This window comes from Streptomyces omiyaensis (assembly GCF_014650895.1).
Classification (GTDB): Bacteria; Actinomycetota; Actinomycetes; order Streptomycetales; family Streptomycetaceae; genus Streptomyces; species Streptomyces omiyaensis.
Genome location: NZ_BMVV01000008.1, coordinates 1 through 20,204, shown reverse-complemented (window position 1 = coordinate 20,204; position 20,204 = coordinate 1). Strand labels below are relative to the sequence as shown.

Annotated in this window: 18 protein-coding genes and 2 rRNA genes; 5 read left to right on the top strand and 15 right to left on the bottom strand. The window is 74.6% G+C overall.

What is annotated here, in order from left to right; translation table 11 throughout:
• Positions 1-15: 15 nt before the first annotated feature.
• Positions 16-1,404 carry an FAD-binding oxidoreductase gene (locus IE287_RS15130; protein WP_189849568.1) on the top strand — a complete coding sequence of 463 codons (1,389 nt, stop codon included), beginning with the start codon at positions 16-18 and terminating at the stop codon, positions 1,402-1,404.
• A gap of 3 nt (positions 1,405-1,407) precedes the next feature.
• Here the strand turns inward: IE287_RS15130 and IE287_RS15125 are convergent, their stop codons facing one another.
• Both IE287_RS15125 and IE287_RS15120 read right to left on the bottom strand, forming a co-directional pair.
• Positions 1,408-3,039: a flavin monoamine oxidase family protein gene (locus IE287_RS15125; RefSeq protein WP_189849567.1), complete on the bottom strand. Its 1,632-nt coding sequence runs from the start codon at positions 3,037-3,039 to the stop codon at positions 1,408-1,410.
• Positions 3,040-3,080: 41 nt separating this feature from the next.
• Entirely contained in the window at positions 3,081-4,610 is a 1,530-nt protein-coding gene (locus IE287_RS15120; RefSeq protein WP_189849566.1) for an APC family permease, read from the bottom strand.
• A 159-nt stretch (positions 4,611-4,769) separates the two neighbouring features.
• On the opposite strand from IE287_RS15120, the gene IE287_RS15115 reads away from it, so the two are divergent.
• Entirely contained in the window at positions 4,770-6,392 is a 1,623-nt protein-coding gene (locus IE287_RS15115; protein WP_189849565.1) for a PucR family transcriptional regulator, read from the top strand.
• 12 nt (positions 6,393-6,404) lie between these two features.
• On the opposite strand, the gene IE287_RS15110 is transcribed toward IE287_RS15115, so the two are convergent.
• From IE287_RS15110 to IE287_RS15090, 5 genes are all read right to left on the bottom strand, one after another.
• Entirely contained in the window at positions 6,405-7,493 is a 1,089-nt protein-coding gene (locus IE287_RS15110; RefSeq protein ID WP_189849564.1) for a glycosyltransferase family 4 protein, read from the bottom strand.
• A 343-nt stretch (positions 7,494-7,836) separates the two neighbouring features.
• On the bottom strand, positions 7,837-9,579 hold the full coding sequence (gene recN / locus IE287_RS15105) for a DNA repair protein RecN (RefSeq protein ID WP_189849563.1): 1,743 nt from the start codon (positions 9,577-9,579) through the stop codon (positions 7,837-7,839).
• A 47-nt stretch (positions 9,580-9,626) separates the two neighbouring features.
• Complete coding sequence (locus tag IE287_RS15100) at positions 9,627-10,535, bottom strand: NAD kinase (protein WP_189849562.1); 909 nt, start codon at positions 10,533-10,535, stop codon at positions 9,627-9,629.
• On the bottom strand, positions 10,532-11,347 hold the full coding sequence (locus IE287_RS15095; protein ID WP_189849561.1) for a TlyA family RNA methyltransferase: 816 nt from the start codon (positions 11,345-11,347) through the stop codon (positions 10,532-10,534). The genes IE287_RS15100 and IE287_RS15095 overlap by 4 nt, the downstream gene beginning before the upstream one ends.
• A gap of 7 nt (positions 11,348-11,354) precedes the next feature.
• Entirely contained in the window at positions 11,355-11,654 is a 300-nt protein-coding gene (locus IE287_RS15090; protein ID WP_189849560.1) for a hypothetical protein, read from the bottom strand.
• A gap of 42 nt (positions 11,655-11,696) precedes the next feature.
• On the opposite strand from IE287_RS15090, the gene IE287_RS15085 reads away from it, so the two are divergent.
• Positions 11,697-12,044, top strand: a complete 348-nt coding sequence (locus IE287_RS15085) for an SCP2 sterol-binding domain-containing protein (protein ID WP_189849559.1) — start codon at positions 11,697-11,699, stop codon at positions 12,042-12,044.
• 48 nt (positions 12,045-12,092) lie between these two features.
• On the opposite strand, the gene IE287_RS15080 is transcribed toward IE287_RS15085, so the two are convergent.
• The 4 genes from IE287_RS15080 to IE287_RS15065 all read right to left on the bottom strand — a co-directional run bounded on the left by IE287_RS15080 (position 12,093) and on the right by IE287_RS15065 (position 16,271).
• Complete coding sequence (locus IE287_RS15080) at positions 12,093-12,950, bottom strand: ABC transporter ATP-binding protein (protein ID WP_189849558.1); 858 nt, start codon at positions 12,948-12,950, stop codon at positions 12,093-12,095.
• 80 nt (positions 12,951-13,030) lie between these two features.
• Positions 13,031-14,065, bottom strand: coding sequence for a FecCD family ABC transporter permease (locus tag IE287_RS15075; protein WP_189849557.1), 1,035 nt, complete (start codon positions 14,063-14,065; stop codon positions 13,031-13,033).
• On the bottom strand, positions 14,062-15,117 hold the full coding sequence (locus IE287_RS15070; RefSeq protein ID WP_189849556.1) for a FecCD family ABC transporter permease: 1,056 nt from the start codon (positions 15,115-15,117) through the stop codon (positions 14,062-14,064). Before IE287_RS15070 ends, IE287_RS15075 begins: the two co-directional genes overlap by 4 nt.
• Before the next feature lie 83 nt (positions 15,118-15,200).
• The gene (locus IE287_RS15065; protein WP_189849555.1) at positions 15,201-16,271 is read right to left on the bottom strand and encodes an HAD hydrolase-like protein; all 1,071 of its coding nucleotides are present in this window, start codon (positions 16,269-16,271) and stop codon (positions 15,201-15,203) included.
• Positions 16,272-16,355: 84 nt separating this feature from the next.
• Here IE287_RS15065 and IE287_RS15060 point away from each other — a divergent pair, with 84 nt between their 5' ends.
• Complete coding sequence (locus IE287_RS15060) at positions 16,356-17,648, top strand: DUF1015 family protein (RefSeq protein WP_189849554.1); 1,293 nt, start codon at positions 16,356-16,358, stop codon at positions 17,646-17,648.
• Between the two features lie 62 nt (positions 17,649-17,710).
• On the opposite strand, the gene IE287_RS38205 is transcribed toward IE287_RS15060, so the two are convergent.
• Positions 17,711-18,505: a tetratricopeptide repeat protein gene (locus tag IE287_RS38205; protein WP_194690235.1), complete on the bottom strand. Its 795-nt coding sequence runs from the start codon at positions 18,503-18,505 to the stop codon at positions 17,711-17,713.
• On the bottom strand, positions 18,442-19,110 hold the full coding sequence (locus tag IE287_RS38200) for a hypothetical protein (protein WP_194690237.1): 669 nt from the start codon (positions 19,108-19,110) through the stop codon (positions 18,442-18,444). Before IE287_RS38200 ends, IE287_RS38205 begins: the two co-directional genes overlap by 64 nt.
• Here IE287_RS38200 and IE287_RS38195 point away from each other — a divergent pair.
• Positions 19,100-19,903 carry a hypothetical protein gene (locus IE287_RS38195; RefSeq protein WP_194690236.1) on the top strand — a complete coding sequence of 268 codons (804 nt, stop codon included), beginning with the start codon at positions 19,100-19,102 and terminating at the stop codon, positions 19,901-19,903. The genes IE287_RS38200 and IE287_RS38195 overlap by 11 nt on opposite strands.
• A 6-nt stretch (positions 19,904-19,909) precedes the next feature.
• Here IE287_RS38195 and rrf read toward each other — a convergent pair.
• Together rrf and IE287_RS15045 are read right to left on the bottom strand one after the other, a co-directional pair.
• Positions 19,910-20,026, bottom strand: a 5S ribosomal RNA gene (rrf, locus tag IE287_RS15050).
• Positions 20,027-20,132: 106 nt separating this feature from the next.
• A 23S ribosomal RNA gene (locus IE287_RS15045) occupies positions 20,133-20,204 on the bottom strand; the annotation flags it as partial.

Here is a 20,204-nt window from a genome sequence, read left to right as displayed (position 1 = left end):
CGAAAGGGGGGCGCCATGGCTCCCCACACCACCGTTCCGGAGAGCGCCCTGGCCGGACTCCGCGAGGATCTGGCCGGCGAGGTACGCGTGCCCGGCGATCCCGGCTACGACGAGGCCCGGGCCGTCCACAACGGGATGATCGACCGGCGGCCCGCGGTGATCGCCCAGTGCGCGGGCGCGGCCGACGTGGCCAACGCGATCCTCTTCGGCCGGGAGACCGGGCTGCAGATCGCGGTGCGCGGCGGCGGGCACAGCGTCGCCGGCACCTCGGTCGTCGACGGAGGGCTCGTCGTCGACCTGCGCCGGATGCACGCGGTGGTCGCGGACCCGGAGCACCTGACGGTGCGGGTCGAGGGCGGCGCGACCATGGGCCACCTCGACCGGGCGACCCAGCCCTTCGGCCTGGCGACGACGGGCGGACGGGTCTCCACCACCGGCGTCGGCGGCTTCGTGCTCGGCGGCGGTTCCGGCTGGCTGGAGCGGAAGTTCGGACTGGCCTCCGACAACCTGCTGGCGGCCGAGCTGATCACGGCGGAGGGGAAGCACGTCGTGGCGAGCGCGGACGAGAACCCGGAGCTGTTCTGGGCGCTGCACGGCGGCGGGGGCAACTTCGGGGTGGTCACCTCGCTGACGCTGCGGCTCCACGAGCTGCCGCACATGAGCGTGGCGCTGCTCCTCTACCCGCCCCGGTACGGCCCCGAGGTCGTGCGCGCCTACCGCGACCTGGCGTCGTGGGCGCCGGACGAGCTCGGCGGCGGCGTCCTCTACTTCCCCGCCCCGCCGGAGCCGTTCGTGCCCGAGCACCTGGTCGGGCAGCTGGTCTGCGGGGCGCTGGTGACCTGCGCCGGCCCGGTGGCCCGGCTCCACGAGGTCGCCGAGCGGCTGCTGGCGCTGCGGCCGGTGGTGGAGGTCGTCACCGACATCCCGTACGCGGACCTCCAGTGCATGCTGGACGACCCGCCGGGGCTGCGGAACTACTGGTCGGCGGAGTACCTCGGCGGCCTCCCGGACGAGGCCGTGGACGTCTTCTGCGCGCGGGGCGACCGGGTGCCGGCCGGGACCGCGACCCAGCACGTGCTCTTCATGATGGGCGGGGCGGTGGCGGCCGGGCCGTCCGGGTACCCGCTGCCGTGGCGGACCGCGCCGTGGGTGGTGCACCCGTTCGCGACGTGGCAGGATCCGGCGGACGACGGGCGGGTGGTGCAGTGGGTGCACGACGTCCGCTCGGACGTGAAGCCGTGGACGACGGACGCCGTGTACCTCAACTTCATCGGCGCGGAGGGCGAGCAGCGGGTCGTCGCCGGGTTCGGCGCCGGGAACCTCCCCCGGCTGGCCGCCGTGAAGGCGGCCTTCGACCCCGACAACGTGTTCCGCCTCAACCACAACGTCCGGCCGGCGGCCTGATCCCTACCGCAGGGCGTCGATCACCTCCTTCGCGGCCCGCTCCCCCTCGGTGGCGCCGCCCTCCATGAAGCCCTGGAAGTCGTAGGAGCAGTGCTCGCCGCCGATGTGGACGTTGCCCTGGGCCGTGCCCTCGTACCCCGCGTACCGGTGGAGGTATCCCACCGGCCAGCAGGAGTAGGCGCCGAGCGCGTGCGGGTTCCTGTGCCAGGCGGAGAGCTGGGCGCGGCCGTTCCAGGCGCGTGCGGTGCCGGGGAAGAAGGCGTCGATCCCGGTGAGGTAGCGGTTCACCAGGTTCCGCACGTAGGGGTCGGCCTCGGTGGAGAAGGGGCCGGCGGGGCTCAGGTTCCGGGCGAGGCTGCCGCCGTTGTACTGGATGAGGATGCCGCCGGTGCCGCCCTGGAGCTTGGTGGTGTCCCAGGTCTGCTGGACGTCCAGGTCGGTGAAGCAGTCGCCGGCGGAGACCCCGGGCCAGGCGCCCGTGCCGCGCCACGGGCGGGTGCCGAACTGCATGTTGAGCTTGGTGCAGTGGCCCATCCGGGCGTCCCGCAGCAGGTTCGTCATGAGCGGGTCGAAGCCGGCCCGGGTGAGGTCCAGCCGCTGGAGGACCGGCAGCGGCACGCACAGCACGGTGTGGTCGGCGGTGACGGTCCGGGTGGCGCCGCCCTCGGCGAAGGTGAGGGTCTGGGTGCCGTCGGCGTCGGCCCGGACCGCCTGGAGCGTCCAGCCCCTCCGCAGGGTGCCGGGGGCGAGCGCCCCGGCGATGGCGTTCGGGAGCCGGTCGTTGCCCCCGGTGATGTGGTAGCGCTCGTTGGACAGGCCCCAGACGTTGAAGTTGCCGGGATTGGTCTGGTAGCCCATGAGCAGGACGAGGGCGAGCGAGGACTGCTCGGTGGTGTCGGCGCCGTACTCGACGTTGTAGGCGACGTCGATGAACTTCCCGAGCGGCGAGGAGTGCCCGCCGGGGACGCGGCTCTCGATCCACTCGTACACCGACATCTCGTCCAGGGCGGTGCCGGTGGGCGTCGTCCGGTTCCAGCGGACCTCCCCCGCCTCGGACAGGTCGCGGCGCAGCGCCTGGTAGACGCCGTTGAAGTCCTCGTCGGCCTGGTGGCGCGGGTAGTAGGCGCCGTCGAACCAGAGGACCTCCTCGGCGCCGTTGGGGCCGCCGCCGAGGAAGTCCTCGGTGGGGAGGCCGAAGCGGCGGCAGAGCTCCAGCATCTTCTTGTGGCTGGTGTCGATGAGCTCGCCGCCGATCTCGGAGGTCTGCCCGTGGGCCCAGTGGCCGCGCTGGGTCCACATGCGGCCGCCGACGCGGACCGGGTCGGCCTCGTAGAGGACGGGGGCGAGGCCCGCGTCCTGGAGGGTGAGGGCGGCGGTGAGTCCGGCGATGCCGGCGCCGACGACGGCGACGCGGGCGTCGGACCGCACCGGCGGGTCGGGGACGGCGGCGACGGCGGGGGCGGCCGCGGCGGCGACGCCGATCCCGGCCGCGGCGGCGGCCTTGAGGAGGGTGCGGCGGCCGAGCGGGTCACCGCGCAGGCCGCGCAGCTCGTCGACGGGGAGGCCGAGCCGGCGCGCGTCGGCGTGGTCGGCGGCGAGGCGGTTCAGGAGGTGCATCGGGTTGGTGCGTGCCATGGGGCGCTCCTGGAGGAGGGGAAGGGGTCCGGCGGTGCGGGTCAGCTCGCGGCGGCCGGTACGGGCTCCGCCTGCTCGTCGTCGCGTTCGGCGGCGTCCTCCAGGACGATCCGGCCGATGATCTCGTACCGCTCGGGCCGCCTGGCCCTGAGGTAGAGGCCGAGGCCGAGTCCGCCGAAGAAGACGGTGCCGACGATCCACGGGATCGCCTCGAAGAAGAGGGAGTCGGCGGCGAGCCCGGCCGCGGTCTCCATGTTGACGACGAGGAGGACGACGACGGCGGTCATGCCGATGCCGCCGAGGAGGGGCGCGGTGAGGGTCTTGAACCAGTGCCGGTCCTCGGGGTGGTTCTTGCGGAAGTAGCCGATGACGGCGAAGGAGCAGAGGGTCTGCACGATGAGGATCGCCATCGTGCCGAGGATCGCGAGCAGCGTGTACAGGTGGATGTAGGGGTCCTGGCCGGTGAGCCAGAAGGCGCCGACGAGGACGACGGCGATCGCGCTCTGCACGAAGGAGGCGAGGTAGGGCGAGCCGTGCTTCGGGTGGGTGCGGCCGAGTGCCGGGTGCAGGAAGCCCTCGCGCCCGATGGCGTAGAGGTAGCGGGAGGCGCACTGGTGGAAGGCCATGCCGCAGGCGAAGGAGCCGGTGAGCAGCAGCCACTGGAAGGCGTCGACGGCCCAGGCGCCGATGAAGCTCCGGGTGGGGGCGAAGAAGAGGTCGAGCGGGGTGGCGGAGGAGGACAGCTCCACCGAGCCGGCGAGGCCGTTGCCGGCGATCGTCATCCACGACACGTAGATGTAGAAGAGGCCGACGCCGATGACCGAGATCAGGGTGGCTCGGGGGATGACGCGCTTGGGGTCGCGGGACTCCTCGCCGTACATGGCGGTGGACTCGAAGCCGACCCAGGACCAGAAGGCGAAGAAGAGGCCGAGTCCGGCGGAGGCGCCGGTGAAGGCGTTCCTCGGGTCGATCGGCTCGACGGGGATGCCGTCCGGGCCGCCGCCGTGGATCAGGACCGCGGTGGCGACCGCGAAGAGGACGGCGATCTCCGCGATCAGCATGACGCCGAGCGCCTTGGCCGTGAGGTTGATGTCGAAGTAGGACAGCACGGCGGTGACGGCCAGCATGGCGGCCGCGTACAGGATCCACGGCAGGTCGACGCCGAGCTGGTCGGCGACGGTGGTCTTGGTGAAGTAGGCGAAGACGCCGACGATGGACGCCTCGAAGACGACGTACGCGAGGACGGCGAGCATGCCCGAGGCCATGCCGGCGATCCGGCCGAGACCGTGCGAGATGTAGCCGTAGAAGGCGCCGGCGGCGGTGATCCGCTTCGCCATGGCCACGTACCCGACGGAGAAGACGGTGAGGACGAGGGTGGCGAAGAGGTAGCCGGCGGGCGCGCCGGTGCCGTTGCCGAAGCCGACGGCGATGGGGAGGTTGCCGGTCATCGCGGTGATCGGCGCGGCGGTGGCCACGGCCATGAAGACGACGCCGACGAGTCCGACGGAGTTCGCCTTGAGCCGGTCGACGCGGGGCGCGGAGCCGCCCGGCGGAGTGGAGGTGTCTGCCATGGCGCGAGAGCATCCTCGGCAGTGACGTAGGCCACAAGCGACAGGTGGTCGCACAATTCCCGCCACGCCACGACGAGTTGTCGCCCTGTTGTACGAACTGTCCGGTCGCGTGACGATCGGGTGATGTCCGGGAAACACCGCGGGCGATACCGTCCGCCCATGGACACGCAGGGCGGCATCACCGTACAACGGGCACTCGAGCTCCCGGGGCTCCGCAGCGGCCTCCCGGAGGTCGTCGCCGGCGCCGACCGGCTCCAGCGGACCGTGCGGTGGGTGCACGCCGGCGAGGTGCCCAACATCGCGTCCCTGCTGAAGGGCGGAGAACTGCTGCTGACCACCGGCCTGGGCCTCGGCACCCGCCCGGCCGAGCAGCGGGCCTTCGTGCGGCGCCTCGCCGACCGGGGCATCGCGGCCCTCGTCGTCGAGCTCGGCCCGCGCTTCGCCCGCCTCCCGGCGACGATAGTGGAGACCGCCCGCGCCGCCGGGCTCCCGCTGGTCCAGCTCCACCGCGAGGTGCCGTTCGTGGCGGTCACGGAGGAGATCCACACCGAGATCGTCAACGGGCACTACGCGCTCCAGCGGCGGGCCGAGGAGGTCCACCGGCAGTGCACGGAGGCCCTGCTCGGCGGCGGCGGGGTCCCCCAGGTGCTCCGCATCCTCTCCGACTTCGCCGCCAACCCGGTCTTCCTGGAGACCGCCGAGGGGCAGCTGCTGTACGCGGCGGGCACCGAGTCCGGCCCGGCCGACCCGCTCCAGGTCTGGGACGGGCTCCGCGGCCAGCGCGCGGCCCGCGAGTCCGGCCCGCCGACCGGCACGGTCCTGGTCGACGTCCCCGGCGGCGGCCCCGGTACGGGGTCGGTGCGGGCCCGGCTGGTGCTGCTCGCGGTCTCCGGCGCCCTCTCCCCCGTCCACCGGATGGCGGCCGAACGGGCGGCGGGCCTCCTCGCGGTCGTCCTCATGCAGGCCCGGCAGGAGGAGGAGCTCGCGGCGCGCGGCCGCGGCGACTTCCTGACGGACCTGGCGGAGGGCCGGATCTCGGCGGAGGACGCCCCGGCACAGGCCCGCGTCCTCGGTTTCAAGCCGGGCGAGGGCCCGCTGCTGCCGGTCGTCATGCGCCTCGCCCCGGAGCTCTCCCCATCCGGCAGCTGGGCGCTGCTCGCCCGCGCCGTCCACGAGGAGCTCGCCTCGGTCGGCGTCCCCGCCCTGCTCGGCGTCCGCCCCGTCGAGGGCCGCGTCCCCCTCCTCCTGGGCCTGCGCTCGGAGTCGGAGCGGACGGCCGTCGCGGACCGGGTCGCGGCGGCGCTGCGGGCCGGTGTGGAGCGGGCCGGCCTCGAAGGCGCCGGGGCGCACCCGCCGGTGGTGGTGGTCGGCATGGCCGGCGGCTGGGCGGCGGCGTCGGCGGGGCTGCGGCACGCGGCGGAGACGGCCACGGCGGCGCAGGGCCTCGTGGACCGCCCCTGGTACGACGCCCGGCGCCTCGACATCGACCTGCTGCTGTGGCGGCTGCGCGACCACCCGGACCTGGCGGCCTTCGTCGACCGTGCGATCGGGCCGCTCCGCGACCACGACCGCGCCTCGCGCCCCCCGCTGCTCCCCACTCTGGAGACGTACCTGGCGCACGCGGGCCGCAAGGCGGAGACGGCGCGGGAGCTCCACCTCAACCGCCAGACCCTCTACAACCGGCTGGCCCGCATCTCCGAGCTCCTCGGCACGGACCTGGACGACCCGCAGACCGTCCTGGCCCTGTCCCTGGCGCTCCGGGCGCGACGGCACACGGCCTAACCCCGGCGGGACCTAGCGTCCCGACAGCTCGTCGTAGACGCTGAGGACGTGCGCGATCGTGTCGTCCTCCGTCGGCCACGTCCGCGCCTGGACCCGTCCGGCCGCCGCGAGGTCCATCCGCCGCACCTCGTCCTCCAGGAGGCCCCGCACCGCCGCCGCGAGCGCGTCCGCGTCCCCGTACGGGACCAGTTCCGCCGCGTCGCCGACGAGCTCCGGCACGCCGCCGACGGCCGTGGCGACCAGCGGGACGCCGAGCCGGAGCGCCTCCTGCGCCAGCGGGGAGCGCGCCTCCCAGCGGGACGGCAGCACGGCGACGTCCGCGGCGGCCAGCAGTTCGGCGACGTCGTCGCGCCGTCCGACGAGCCGGACGCCGAGGCCCTCGGCGGCGATCCGCCGCTGGAGGGCGGCCCGGTCGCGGCCCTCGCCGGCGATGACGAGCAGCGGCTGCGGGTCGAGCTCCCGCCACTCCCGCGCCGCGTCGAGGAGCGTCCCGTACCCGCGCCCGGCCTCCAGCGCGCCGACGGCCATGAGCAGCGGCCGGTCGACGGCGCCGAGTTCGGCCCGGGCCTTGCCGTCGTGGAGGCAGACGGGGCCGCGGGCGACGGGGACGGTGACGGGGGCGAGCCGCGCGTCGCGGGCACCGCGCCGCCGGGCCCGGTCGACGAGTTCGGAGGAGGTCCCGAGGACGACGGCCGCCGCCCGCACGGTCCGGCGCTCCAGGAGCCGTACGACCCCGGCCAGGGGTCCTTCGGCGTGGGGCCGGCCGTGCCAGGTGGTGACGAGCGGGGTGCGGGCGAGCCCGACGCCGCCGGAGACGGCGAGCGCCGCCCGCACGGAGGCGTGCAGGCCGTGCGCGTGGACGACGTCGGCGCCGATGCAGGCGTTGCGGAGCACGCCGACGGTCGCCGGGTCGTTGCGGCGGGGCAGCGGCACGACGTGCGCGCCGACGCCGGAGTAGTCGTAGAGGCGGTCGAGCTCGGCCGGAGCGCACACGGTCACCCGCACGCCCCTCGCCACCAGCCCCGAGGCGAGTGATCTGACGTGGGCGCTGCTGCCCGCGCTGCCACCGCCCAGCACCTGGACCGTACGGAGCTGTGTCACGCGCCAAGGATGCCAGCCCCGGCGCCCACCCGTACGCACGTTCCGGCACCGACATCGCATCGTGCCCGTGACCGCCGGGCGCCGGAGGCCGAACCCCACCCTCCGGATTCACCCACTCGGGTGAGCGCACGCACGTCCGGCGCACGCCCCCACGGCGACGGAACCGGCACCGGACGCACACGCCGTCCGGGCCGCGACCGGCCGCGGCCCGGACCCGCCGGGGTCCGCATCCGTCAGAACCCCGGCCCCTCGGCGCCCGGGACCGGACCTGATCACCCGGAACCGGAACCCGGAACCCGGACCGGCCGGAACCCGTCCGGTCCCGGCGGTCTCCCCCGGTGCCTCAGCCGTCCGCCCTGGCCGTGGCCAGGAGCTCCTCGGCGTGGGCGCGGGCGGTCTCGGAGTCCTCCTGGCCGGCGAGCATGCGGGAGAGCTCGCGGACCCGCTCCTCGCCCTCCAGCACGGTGACGCCGGAGCGGGTGACGGAGCCGTCATGGGTCTTCTCCACGAGCAGCTGCCGGTCGGCGAAGGCCGCCACCTGGGGCAGGTGGGTGACGACGACGACCTGGGCGGTGCGGGCCAGCTTGGCGAGCCGGCGGCCGATCTCCACCGCCGCCTTGCCGCCGACGCCCGCGTCGACCTCGTCGAAGAGGTACGTCGGCACCGGGTCGACCCCGGCGAAGACGACCTCCACGGCGAGCATCACCCGCGACAGCTCACCGCCCGACGCGCCCTTGGCGATGGGCCGCGGCGGAGCACCGGGGTGCGGGGCGAGCAGCAGCTCGACCTCGTCGGCGCCGGACGGCCCGTACGCCACGCGCCGGCCGCCGACCTCGACCCCCTCGGGGTCCTCGGTCTGGGCGAGGGCGAAGGACACGCGCGCGTGCGGCATGGCCAGCGAGGCCAGCTCGGCGGTGACCGCCCCGGCGAACCGGTCCGCCGCCTCCGTCCGGGCGTCGGTCAGCCGCTGCGCCAGGACGGACAGCTCGTCGCGCAGCCGGTCCCGCTCCGCGGTCAGCTCCTCGATCCGCTCGTCGTCGCCGTCGAGCCGCCCGAGCCGCTCCGCGCTCTCCTCCGCCCAGGCCAGGACCCCGTCGACGGAGTCCCCGTACTTCCGGGTGAGCTGGGTGAGCGCGGCGCGGCGCTCCTCGACCGCCGCGAGCCGCAGCGGGTCGGCGTCCAGGTCGTCGGCGTACCCGGCGAGTTCACCGGCCACGTCGGAGAGCAGGATGGAGATCTCCCCCATCCGGTCGGCGAGCGCGGCCAGCGCCGGGTCGTGCGTCCGCACGGCCTCCAGGGCCCGGCCCGCGCCGGCGACCAGCGTGGTCGCGTCGACGGACTCGGGGTCCTCCGGGTTCCCCGCGAGCGCGGCGCGCGCGAGCGCGGCGGCCGAGGCGAGCGCCTCGGCGTGCCCGAGCCGCTCCGCCTCGGCGGCCAGCTCCACGTCCTCGCCGGCGAGCGGCGCGACGGCCTCGATCTCACCGAGCCCGAACCGCAGCAGGTCGGCCTCCTGGGCTCGCTCACGTGCCCGGGTGGTGATCTCGTCCAGTTCCGCGGTGACGGCCCGCAGCCGCCGGTACGCCTCGCCGTAGGCGGCGAGCGGACCGGACACGGCCTCACCGGCGTACCGGTCGAGCGCGCCGCGCTGCCGGGCGGGCTTCAGCAGGCCCTGCTGGTCGGTCTGGCCGTGCACGGCGACGAGCTCGTCGGCGAGCTCGGCGAGCAGCCCCACCGGCACCGACCGTCCGCCGAGGTGCGCCCGCGAGCGCCCCTCCGCCGAGACGGTGCGCGTCACCAGCAGGGCGCCCTCGTCCAGCTCCGCCCCGGCCTCCTCGGCCCGCAGCGCGGCGGGCGCTCCGGGCGGCAGGCTGATCCGCCCCTCGACGACCGCCGAGGCCGCCCCGATCCGCACCAGGGCCGGGTCGGCCCGCCCGCCGAGCAGCAGCCCCAGGCTCGTGACGACCATGGTCTTGCCCGCACCGGTCTCACCGGTCACCGCGGTGAAGCCGGGCGCCAGCTCGACCACCGCGTCGTCGATGACCCCGAGCGACCGTATCCGCATCTCCTCCAGCACGCCCCAGACCATACGAGGTTTCCCACCCGGGACGCGACATCGCCCCCGCCCGGAGGCGGTCAGCGGGGCGCCCCCCGCCATCCCGAGACCGGCAGCGCGAACTTGGCGACGAGCCGGTCGGTGAAGGAGGCGTGGTGGAGCCGGGCGAGGCGCACCGGGACGGCGCCGCGCCGGACCTCGACCCGGGCGCCGGCGGGCAGTTCGACGGTCCGCCGTCCGTCGCACCACAGCACCCCGTGCGGGGTGTGCGGCTCGACCTCGACGGTGAGGACGGAGTCCGGGGTGGTGACGAGCGGCTTGGCGAACAGCGCGTGCGCCCCGATCGGCACCATCAGCAGCGCCTCCACCTCGGGCCAGATGACCGGGCCGCCGGCCGAGAAGGCGTACGCGGTCGAGCCGGTCGGCGTCGCGCAGATCACGCCGTCGCAGCCGAAGCCGGTGACGGGCCGCCCGTCGATGGCGAGGACGACCTCCAGCATCCGCTCGGGGGACACCTTCTGCACGGCGGCCTCGTTGAGCGCCCAGTCGCGGTGCAGGGCGTCGCCGTTCTGGTGGACGGCGACGTCGAGGGTCATCCGCTCCTCGACCTCGTACGCCTTGGTGACCACCCGGTCGACGACCTTGTCGAGGTCGTCGCGCTCTGCCTCGGCGAGGAAGCCGACGCGGCCGAGGTTGACGCCGAGCATCGGCACCCCGGAGGCACGGGAGAACTCGGCGCCGCGCAGCAGCGTCCCGTCACCGCCGAGGACGATGATCAGTTCGCAGCCGTCGAGCGCCTCGGGGCAGTCGTCGGGGATCTTCTCCACGGAGGGGGGCAGCGGCAGGTCCGCCGCCTCCGCCTCCAGGACGCGGACGCCGATGCCGCTGCGCAGCAGCCCCAGGACGACGAGTTCGGCGCTGCGCACCGCGGCCGGCCGGCCGGTGTGCGCGAGCAGGAAGACGGTGCGTGGTGCCGCTGATGCTGTCAACGAGGTCCCTCCGCCACGGCGCGGTCGACGTCCGCCGGATCGAGTGCGGGCGCGCCGGCCCGCAGCCACAGAAAGTACTCGACGTTCCCGGACGGCCCGGGCAGCGGGCTGGCGGTGACGCCGAGCACGCCGAGCCCCAGCTCCGCCGCCTGCCGGGCCACGTTCTTCACGGCGTCGGCGCGCAGCTCCGCGCTGCGGACGACACCGCCGGAGCCGAGCCGCTCCTTGCCCACCTCGAACTGCGGCTTGACCATCAGGACGAGGTCCGCGTCCGGCGCGGTGCAGGCGGCCAGGGCGGGCAGCACCAGGCCCAGCGGGATGAAGGAGAGGTCGCCGACGACGAGGTCGACGGGGATGCCGTCGAGGGCGTCGAGGGTCAGCTCGCGCACGTTGGTGCGGTCCTTGACGGTGACCCGCCCGTCGCTCTGGAGCGACCAGGCGAGCTGCCCGTAGCCGACGTCCACGGCGACGACGTGGCCGGCGCCGGAGCGCAGCAGCACGTCGGTGAAGCCGCCGGTGGAGGCCCCGGCGTCCAGCGCGCGCCGCCCCTCGACGGTCAGCCCGAGCGGGACGAAGGCGGCGAGGGCGCCGGCCAGCTTGTGGCCGCCGCGCGACACGTAGTCCGGGTCGGAGTCGTCCTGGGTGACGACGATCGCCGCGGCCGTCTCGACCTGGGTGGCGGGCTTGGTGGCGACGGTCTTGCCGACGGTCACCCGGCCCGCGGCGATCAGCTGGCTGGCGTGCTCGCGCGAGCGGGCGAGTTTGCGCCGGACCAGCTCGGCGTCGAGTCGGCGGCGTGCCACTCCTGCCACGTCGGGATCAGCTCCTGGGGTCGTGCGGACGGGGTGCGGGGGCGGGGTGCGCGTCGAGCGAGGTCAGCTCGGCGCGCAGTCCCCGGTGTACATCCTCGTACACCGCGAGGTGTCCGTCCGCCGGGAGGTGGTCGGCCTCGCCCAGCCGCTCCAGGAGCGCGTCGACGCCCGGCAGCCCGGTGGGCTCCCGGGGGACCCCCAGCGGGGCGGGCTCGTCCACCGCCGCCGTACCGCCGCCGCCGGGTTCCGCACCGGCCCCGTCGTCCGCCGTCCGGTCCGCTCCCGGCCCCGGCATCGCTTCGCTCATGCCCCGACGCTATCGCGAAGCCCTGGGGTACGGTCGACGGCGATGGCGACGATCACGGAGTGCCGCGGCGCACTCGACAGACTGGCGGACCGGCTCGCGGGGGCGGACGGCGACGTGCGGGGCGCGGCCGGGCTCGACCGCACCCTGAGCTGCCACCTCACCGACCTCGACACGACCTTCACGGGCAGGCTCGCGGGCGGCCGGATGGTCGTGGAGTCGACGGTGACGGGCCCGCCGCCGTCGAAGGCGCAGATCCGTCTCGCGATGACCGGCGACGACCTGGTCGCGATGGTCGACGGCGGGCTGAACTTCGCGAAGGCCTGGGCCTCCGGCCGGGTCAGGCTGGAGGCCGGCTTCCGCGACCTGCTGCGGCTGCGCTCGCTCCTGTAGGCCCGCGGCGGCCGCGGTCGCCTCTCCGGCCCCGCCGCGGCCCCGCTCTCACTTCCGCAGCGCGGGCTGCTGCGCGGGTTCCTGCGCGGCGGCGTTCCGCCGGGGCCGCGCCTGCCGCCCGGCCGGGACGACGAGCGGCGTGCCCGTCTCCGGGTCGTCGATGACCTGGCAGCGCACCCCGAAGACCCGCTCGACCAACTCGGCGGTCACCACCTCCGACGGCGGGCCCTCGGCGACCACCTCGCCGCCGCGCACCGCGATGAGGTGGGTGGCGTACCGGGCGGCGTGGTTGAGGTCGTGCAGGACGGCGACGAGCGTCCGGCCCTGCGTCTCGTGCAGCTCGGCGCAGAGGTCGAGGACGTCGATCTGGTGCTGGATGTCGAGGTACGTGGTCGGCTCGTCGAGCAGCAGCAGCGGGGTCTGCTGGGCGAGGGCCATGGCGATCCACACGCGCTGGCGCTGGCCGCCGGAGAGCTCGTCGACGAAGCGGTCGGCGAGCTCGGCGACACCGGTCGACTCCATCGACTCCCGGACGATCCGCTCGTCCTCGGGCGACCACTGGCGCAGCAGTCCCTGGTGCGGGTAGCGGCCGCGGGCGACGAGGTCGGCGACGGTGATGCCGTCGGGCGCGAGGGACGACTGCGGCAGCAGTCCGAGGGTCCGGGCGACCTTCTTCGCCGGCAGCGAGTGGATCGACTGCCCGTCGAGGAGGACCCGGCCCTGGGTCGGCTTCAGCATCCGGGAGAGCGCCCGCAGCAGCGTGGACTTGCCGCAGGCGTTGGGGCCGACGATGACGGTGAAGGAGTGGTCGGGGATCTCGACCGACAGGTCGCGGGCGATGACCCGCTGCTCGTAGGCGAGGGTGACCGACTCGGCCGCGAGGCGCTGCTGCTGCCGATCGCTCATGGGCGTGCTCCTGTTGTCCTGGGCGGGTGCGTGCGGGTGCGGGGGCGGGGCGGGGGCCCGGTCCGGGCGGGGGTCCGGGGTCACAGCCTGCCCGCCTTGCGCTCGCTGACGAGCAGCCAGAGCAGGTAGCAGCCGCCCAGGATGCCGGTGATGACGCCGACGGGCAGGTGGCGGTCGCCGAAGGCGTTCCCGGCGATCCAGTCGGCGCCCAGCAGCAGCGCGGAGCCCATGACGGCGGAGACCGCCAGGTTGGGGCCGGGTGCGCGGGTGAGCCGGCGGGCCAGCTGGGGGGCGCTCAGCGAGACGAAGACGATCGGCCCGGCCGCCGAGGTGGCGACGGCGACGAGCAGCACGGCGGAGGCCATGAGGACGATCCGGGTGCGCTCGACCTTCACGCCGAGCGCGTACGCGGCGTCGTCGCCCATCTCCAGCATCCGCAGCGCCCGCCCGTGGCCGAGGACCAGCGGCACGAGCACGCAGCAGACGGCGAGCAGCGGCCAGAACTGGGTCCAGTCGCGTCCGTCGAGGGAGCCGGTCATCCACACGGTGGCGCGGGTGGCGTCCACCAGGTTGGCCTTGGTGATGAGGTAGTGGATGACGGAGGTCAGCATGGCGGCGGCGCCGATGCCGACGAGCACCAGCCGGTAGCCGTGCACGCCCCGCTTCCAGGCGAGCAGGTAGATCGCGGCGCCGGTGACGACACCGCCGGCGACCGCGCCGAGGGCGGTGGCGACCGCGCTGCCCTGGAAGAGGACGATGACGACGAGCGCGCCGACGGTGGCGCCCTGGCCGAAGCCGATGACGTCCGGGCTGCCGAGCGGGTTGCGGGAGACCGACTGGAAGACCGCCCCGCCCAGGGCGAGCGCGCCGCCGACGAGGATCGCGACGAGGACCCGCGGGAGCCGCAGCTCCATCACGGCGAACTCCTGGACGGCGGTCCCCCGCCCGAGCAGCGTGTCGACGACCTCGCCCGGCGTCATCGGGAAGTCGCCGGTGCCGACCAGGACGGTGCCGAGGGCGAGGGTGAGCAGGATCAGCCCGAGGCCGCAGAGCGCCGCCCGCGGCTCGAACCGCAGGGAGAGCCCGGTGCCGGTCCGCAGGGTCTTGGTGGTCACAGCTGGGCCATCCTCTTGCGGCGTACGAGGCGGATGAAGACGGGCCCGCCGACGAGGGCCGTCACGATGCCGACCTGGAGTTCGGCGGGCCGGACGACGACCCGGCCGAGGACGTCGGAGCCGAGCAGCAGCACGGGCGCGAGCACGGCCGCGTACGGCAGGATCCACCGCATGTCGGGACCGGTGATCGCGCGGACCATGTACGGCACCATCAGGCCGAGGAAGACGATCGGACCGCAGGCGGCGGTCGCGGCCCCGCACAGCAGCGTGACGGCCAGCATGGCGGTGATCCGGGTCCGGTTGATGCCGACGCCGAGCGCGCGGGCCGAGTCGTCGCCCATCTCCATGGCGTTGAGCGGCCGGGCGATCGTCAGCGCCAGCACCGCGCCGACCAGGATGAACGGCGCGACCCGGCCGACGGTCTCCATGTCGGCCGAGGCCAGCGAGCCGACGGTCCAGAAGCGGAGCCGGTCGAGGGCGGCCGAGTTGAGCAGCTGGACGGCGTTGACGAAGCCGTAGAGGGCGGCGGTGGCGGCCGTGCCGGCGAGCGCGAGCCGCACCGGGGTGGCGCCGCGGCTGCCGCCGAGCACGTACACGACGACGGAGACGACGGCGGCGCCGGCGAAGGCGAACCACACGTAGTCCCGGACGTCGCTGACGCCGAGGAAGGCGATGGCCGACACCACGGCGGCGGCCGCGCCCGCGTTCACCCCGAGCAGTCCGGGCTCCGCCAGCGGGTTGCGGGTCAGCCCCTGCATCACCGCGCCGGCCAGGCCGAGCGCCAGGCCGACGAGCAGCCCGAGCAGGGTGCGCGGCAGGCGCACGTCGTGGATGACGACGTCGTTGCCGACGCCGCTGTCGTGGAACAGCCCGTGCCACACGTCGCCGATCGGCACCGGCTTGGCACCGATCATGATGCTGAGGACACAGACAAGCAGCAGGACGCCGACGGCCGCCAGCAGTCCGAGGGCGCGCACGGAATTCCGGCGCCTCGGGGACCGCTCGGACTTCGCCGGCTCCGCGCTCGTTCGGGAGGGACTCTCGACCAACACCCGGTTAGGTTAGCCTACCCAATTATCCCTCGGCGGGGTCGGTGGCCCCGGCCCGCACGGACCACCGGCACCCCGTCCGGGCCCTACAGCCCGAGCCGCGCGAGCGCCTTCCCCGCGTCCAGCCCGCACGCCCCGGACCCGGCACGGGTCCACGCCGCCCCGCAGAGCGCCCGCACCCCGTCCAGCACGTCCGGCCCCCCGGGCTCCCCGCCCTCCAGCACCAGCGCGTCCCCGCTCGCCGAGGCCCGCCACCCGCCGCACCGGAAGCCGCCGGCACCGTCCGCCTCGACCTCCGGCTGACCGGTCAGCAGCCCTCGCAGATCCGCCGCCACGTACGTCGGCCGGTGCTCCGGCACGGCCGCCAGCAGCGCCGCCGCGTCGGTGACCCCGGTCAGCACCAGCAGCGAGTCGACCCCGCCGTTGAACGCGCCCTCGATGTCGGTGTCCAGCCGGTCCCCGACGACCAGGGGCCGCTCGGCCCCCGTCCGCAGCACGGTCTCCCGGTGCATCGGCGGCTGCGGCTTGCCGGCGACCTTCGGCTCGGCCCGTCCGCCGGTGGCGATCCGCACGACCTCGACGGCGGCCCCGTTCCCGGGCCCGATCCCGCGCGCGCCCGGGATCGTCAGGTCGGTGTTGGACGCGTACCAGGGCACGCCCCGCCCGATCGCGTACGCCGCCTCCGCGAACCGCCCCCACCCCATGTCCGGGCCGCCGTACCCCTGCACGACGGCCACCGGCCCGTCGTCGGCCGACTCCACCGGCACGAGCCCCCGCTCGCGCAGCGCCACCCGCAGCCCCTCGCCGCCCACGACGAGCACCGGGGATCCCGCGGGCACGTCCTCGGCGACGAGCCGCGCCACGGCCTGCGCCGAGGTGACGACGTCGCCGGGGGCCGCCGGCACCCCCAGCTCGGTGAGGTGCGCGGCCACCGCGTCCGGCGTCCGCAGCGCGTTGTTCGTCACGTACGCGAGCCGCATCCCGCCGTCCCGTGCCGCCACGAGCGCCTCGACGGCGTACGGGATCGCCGCCCCGCCCGCGAAGTACACGACCCCGTCGAGGTCGAGCAGCGCCGTGTCGTACGCCGTGCTCAGCGCGACCGCGCTGCCGCCGGGCCGGCTCCGTTCCGTCCGCCGCTCCTGGCCGTCTCGCGCCATGACCACCCGCTCCTCAACTCGCCACCGGTACGTCCCCGCTCCCCCGATCATCGCTCATCCCCGCCGCGCGCCTACGATGACGAGATGAACTCCTCAGGTCACGCGGCCAGCGACGTCCGCGCCGACACCGCGGGGCTGCGTCTGCATCCGTTCCGCGGCATCCGGTACGTCCCCGAGCGGGTCGGCAGCCTCGCGGCCGTCACCTCCCCGCCCTACGACGTCGTCGTACGACCTGACGGACTGCTCCATCTGGAATCCGCCGATCCGCACAACATCGTCCGGTTGATCCTCCCCCAGGCGGTCACGGCGGGCACCCGCCACCGCAAGGCGGCGGTCACCTTGGACCGCTGGCTGGCCGACGGCGTCCTCGCCCCGGACCCGGCCCCCGCGCTGTACGTGTACGAGCAGCGGGGCGACGGGATCCTCCAGCGCGGCATCATCGGCGCCCTCGAACTGACCACGCCCGACGAGGGCGTGGTCCTCCCGCACGAGGACGTCATGCCGCACGTGGTGGAGGACCGGGCCGCCCTGATGCGCACGACGGCCGCCAATCTGGAGCCGCTGCTCCTCACCTACCCGGGGACCGGCGACGGCGCGGACGCGGTCGTGGAGCGCGCGGTGCTGCGCGAGCCGCTGCTGGCGACGACGACCGAGGACGGTTTCCACCACCGCCTGTGGGCGGTCACCGACCCCGCCGAGCAGGCGGCGGTCACGGCGGAACTCGTCCGCCACCAGGCGCTGATCGCCGACGGGCACCACCGCTGGGCGACCTATCTGCGCCTCCGCGACGAGCATCCCTCCCCCGGCCCCTGGAACCAGGGGCTGGTCCTCCTCATCGACACCGTCCGCTATCCGCTGCGGGTCCGCGCGATCCACCGTCTGCTGAGCCGGCTGCCGGTGGCGGACGCCCTCGACGCCGTCGGCGACGCCTTCCGGGTGCGCCGCGTCGAGCGCCCCCTGGAGGAGGCCCTGGAGGCCCTGGCCGAGGCCGCCGCCGAGGGCAACGCCTTCCTCCTCGCCGGCGACGGCGCCTTCCACCTCCTGGACCGCCCGGACCCGGCCCTGCTGGCCCGCACGGTCCGCGCGGACCGCCCGGAGGCCTGGCGGACCCTGGACGCGACGGTCCTCCACTCCACGCTCCTGGAGCACGTGTGGCACGTCCCGGACGCCCCCGAGGACATCGCCTACATCCACGACACGCCGGCGGCCGTGGCCCAGGCGGAGCGCCGCGGCGGCACGGCGGTCCTGATGCACCCGGTGCGCGAGGAGGTCGTCCGCGACCTGGCCCGCCAGGGCGTCACGATGCCCCGCAAGTCCACCTCGTTCGGCCCCAAGCCGGCGACGGGCCTGGTCCTGCGCAGCCTCGCCCTCGACTGACGGCGGAGACGGAAAGAGGGCGGCACCTCCCGGGTGCCGCCCTCTTCTCACGTCACGCGACCTCAGACCCGGTCGTCGTCCTCGTCTTCTTCGTCGTCGATGTCGTCCTCGTCATCGTCGTCGAGGTCGGCCTCGTTCGCCTCGGCGGCCTCCGCGGCCTCCGCGGCCTCGTCCGACTCGTCGAAGGCGTCGACGAACTCGACCCCGTCGAGCTCGGCGAGGCGGTCGGAGGCGTCGGTGGCGCCGTCCTTGTCGGCCTCCAGGGCCTTGGCGAACCACTCGCGCGCCTCCTGCTCCCGCCCGGCGGCGAGGAGGGCGTCGGCGTAGGCGTACCGCAGGCGCGCGGTCCACGGGTGGTTGGCGCTGGACGCCAGCTCGGGGCTCTGCAGGGTCACGATGGCGGCGTCGAGCTGCCCCATGTCCCGGCGGGCGCCGGCGGCGACGAGCCGCATCTCGACCTGTCCGGCCTTGTCGAGCTTCTGCACCTCGGGCTCGCCGGCCATGGCCAGCGCCCGCTCGGGCCGGCCGAGGCCGCGCTCGCAGTCGGCCATGACGGGCCACAGGTCGACGCCACCGCTCATCCGGCGGGCGGCACGGAACTCGGCCAGCGCCTCGGAGTACTTCTGGTTGGCGTACGCGGCGAAGCCGGCGGCCTCGCGGACGGCGGCGACGCGCGAGGCGAGCCGCAGCGCGACCCGGGAGTAGCCGTAGGCCTTCTCCGGGTCCTCGTCGATCAGCTGCGCGACCATGACCAGGTTGCGGGCCACGTCGTCGGCCAGGCCCTTGGGCAGGCTCAGCAGCTCCTGGCGCACATCGGGGTCGATCTCCTCACCGGTGACCTCCGGCGGGATCGGCAGGCGCTTGATGGGCGCGCGGTCGCTCCGCTCGCGGTCCCCGCGGTCGTCACGGCGCCCGTAGCCGCCCCGGTCGTCACGGCCCCGGTACCCACCGCGGTCGCCACCCCGGTCGTCACGACCCCGGTAGCCTCCGCCGCGGCTGTCGTCGCGGCGGAAGCCACCGCCGCCGCCCCGGTTGTCGTCGCGGCGGAACGACGACGGACGCTCGTCACGCCGGTCGTCCCGACGGAAACCGCCACCACGCTGGTCGTCACGGCGGTCGCCGCCGCGGTCGTCGCGGCGGTCGTCGCGCGGGAAGGAGGGACGGTCGTCACGACGGAACGACGAGGGACGCTCGTCACGCCGGTCGTCCCGACGGAAACCGCCGCCACGCTGGTCGCCACCGCGATCGTCACGACGGAAACCGCCGCCACGCTGGTCGCCACCACGGTCGTCGCGGCGGAAACCGCCACCGCGGTTGTCGCCGCCCCGGTCGTCACGGCGGAAGCCACCGCCGCCACCACGGTTGTCGTCCCGACGGAAGCCGCCACCGCGCTGGTCGTCACGGCGGTCGTCGCGGCGGTCGTCGCGGCGGTCGTCGCGCGGGAAGGAGGGATGGTCGTCACGGCGGAACGACGACGGACGCTCGTCACGCCGGTCGTCCCGACGGAAACCGCCACCACGCTGGTCGCCACCGCGGTCGTCACGGCGGAAGCCACCGCCGCCACCACGGTTGTCATCACGACGGAAGCCGCCACCGCGCTGGTCGTCACGGCGGTCGCCGCCGCGGTCGTCGCGGCGGAAGCCACCGCCGCGGTTGTCGCCGCCGCGGTCGTCGCGCGGGAAGGAGGGACGGTCGTCACGACGGAACGACGACGGACGCTCGTCACGCCGGTCGTCCCGACGGAAACCGCCACCACGCTGGTCGCCACCACGGTCGTCACGGCGGAAGCCACCGCCCCGCTGGTCGCCACCACGGTCGTCGCGGCGGAAGCCACCGCCGCCACCACGGTTGTCGTCCCGACGGAAGCCGCCACCGCGGTTGTCGCCACCACGGTCGTCACGGCGGAAGCCACCGCCGCCGCCCCGCTGGTCGCCACCACGGCTGTCGCCTCCGCGGTCGTCACGGCGGTAGCCGCCGCCTCCGCGGTTGTCGTCGCGACGGTAGCCACCGCCACCCCGGTTGTCGTCACGGCGCGGCCCACGGAAGCCGCCCCGGTCGCCACCGGCACCGTCCCTGCGACGCGGCTCGCGCTCCGGACGGTCGTCGGGAGAGTTGGTGGACATCGGTGTGACTCCTGTCTTCGGGTACTGCAGTCATTCTCGCGCAGCCGGCACCCGGCCGCGCCTCGGAAAAAGTCGAGCAAAAAACAAAAGGACCCCTGGTCCCAGCGTGAACGCTGGGACCAGGGGTCCTGAAGAATTGTTCGGCGGTGTCCTACTCTCCCACAGGGTCCCCCCTGCAGTACCATCGGCGCTGAAAGGCTTAGCTTCCGGGTTCGGAATGTAACCGGGCGTTTCCCTAACGCTATGACCACCGAAACCCTATCGGTTTCGAGCGAACAAGCACACTCTGTAGTTGTGTTCTAGCTCAAGAAACCAGCAACTGTTCGTTGCTTCAGAACTAACACAGTGGACGCGAGCAACTGAGGACAAGCCCTCGGCCTATTAGTACCGGTCAGCTCCACCCATTACTGGGCTTCCACATCCGGCCTATCAA

Excerpts from the sequence above, each read along its gene's own strand:
- IE287_RS15125 (WP_189849567.1), bottom strand. The coding sequence starts at position 3,039 with ATGGCACGCACCAACCCGATGCACCTCCTGAACCGCCTCGCCGCCGAC.
- IE287_RS15065 (WP_189849555.1), bottom strand. The coding sequence starts at position 16,271 with ATGGCGCGAGACGGCCAGGAGCGGCGGACGGAACGGAGCCGGCCCGGC.
- IE287_RS15080 (WP_189849558.1), bottom strand. The coding sequence starts at position 12,950 with ATGAGCGATCGGCAGCAGCAGCGCCTCGCGGCCGAGTCGGTCACCCTC.
- IE287_RS15120 (WP_189849566.1), bottom strand. The coding sequence starts at position 4,610 with ATGGCAGACACCTCCACTCCGCCGGGCGGCTCCGCGCCCCGCGTCGAC.
- IE287_RS15060 (WP_189849554.1), top strand. The coding sequence starts at position 16,356 with ATGAACTCCTCAGGTCACGCGGCCAGCGACGTCCGCGCCGACACCGCG.
- IE287_RS38195 (WP_194690236.1), top strand. The coding sequence starts at position 19,100 with ATGGTCGTCACGGCGGAACGACGACGGACGCTCGTCACGCCGGTCGTC.
- IE287_RS15085 (WP_189849559.1), top strand. The coding sequence starts at position 11,697 with ATGGCGACGATCACGGAGTGCCGCGGCGCACTCGACAGACTGGCGGAC.
- IE287_RS15115 (WP_189849565.1), top strand. The coding sequence starts at position 4,770 with ATGGACACGCAGGGCGGCATCACCGTACAACGGGCACTCGAGCTCCCG.
- IE287_RS15090 (WP_189849560.1), bottom strand. The coding sequence starts at position 11,654 with ATGAGCGAAGCGATGCCGGGGCCGGGAGCGGACCGGACGGCGGACGAC.
- recN (WP_189849563.1), bottom strand. The coding sequence starts at position 9,579 with ATGGTCTGGGGCGTGCTGGAGGAGATGCGGATACGGTCGCTCGGGGTC.
- IE287_RS15130 (WP_189849568.1), top strand. The coding sequence starts at position 16 with ATGGCTCCCCACACCACCGTTCCGGAGAGCGCCCTGGCCGGACTCCGC.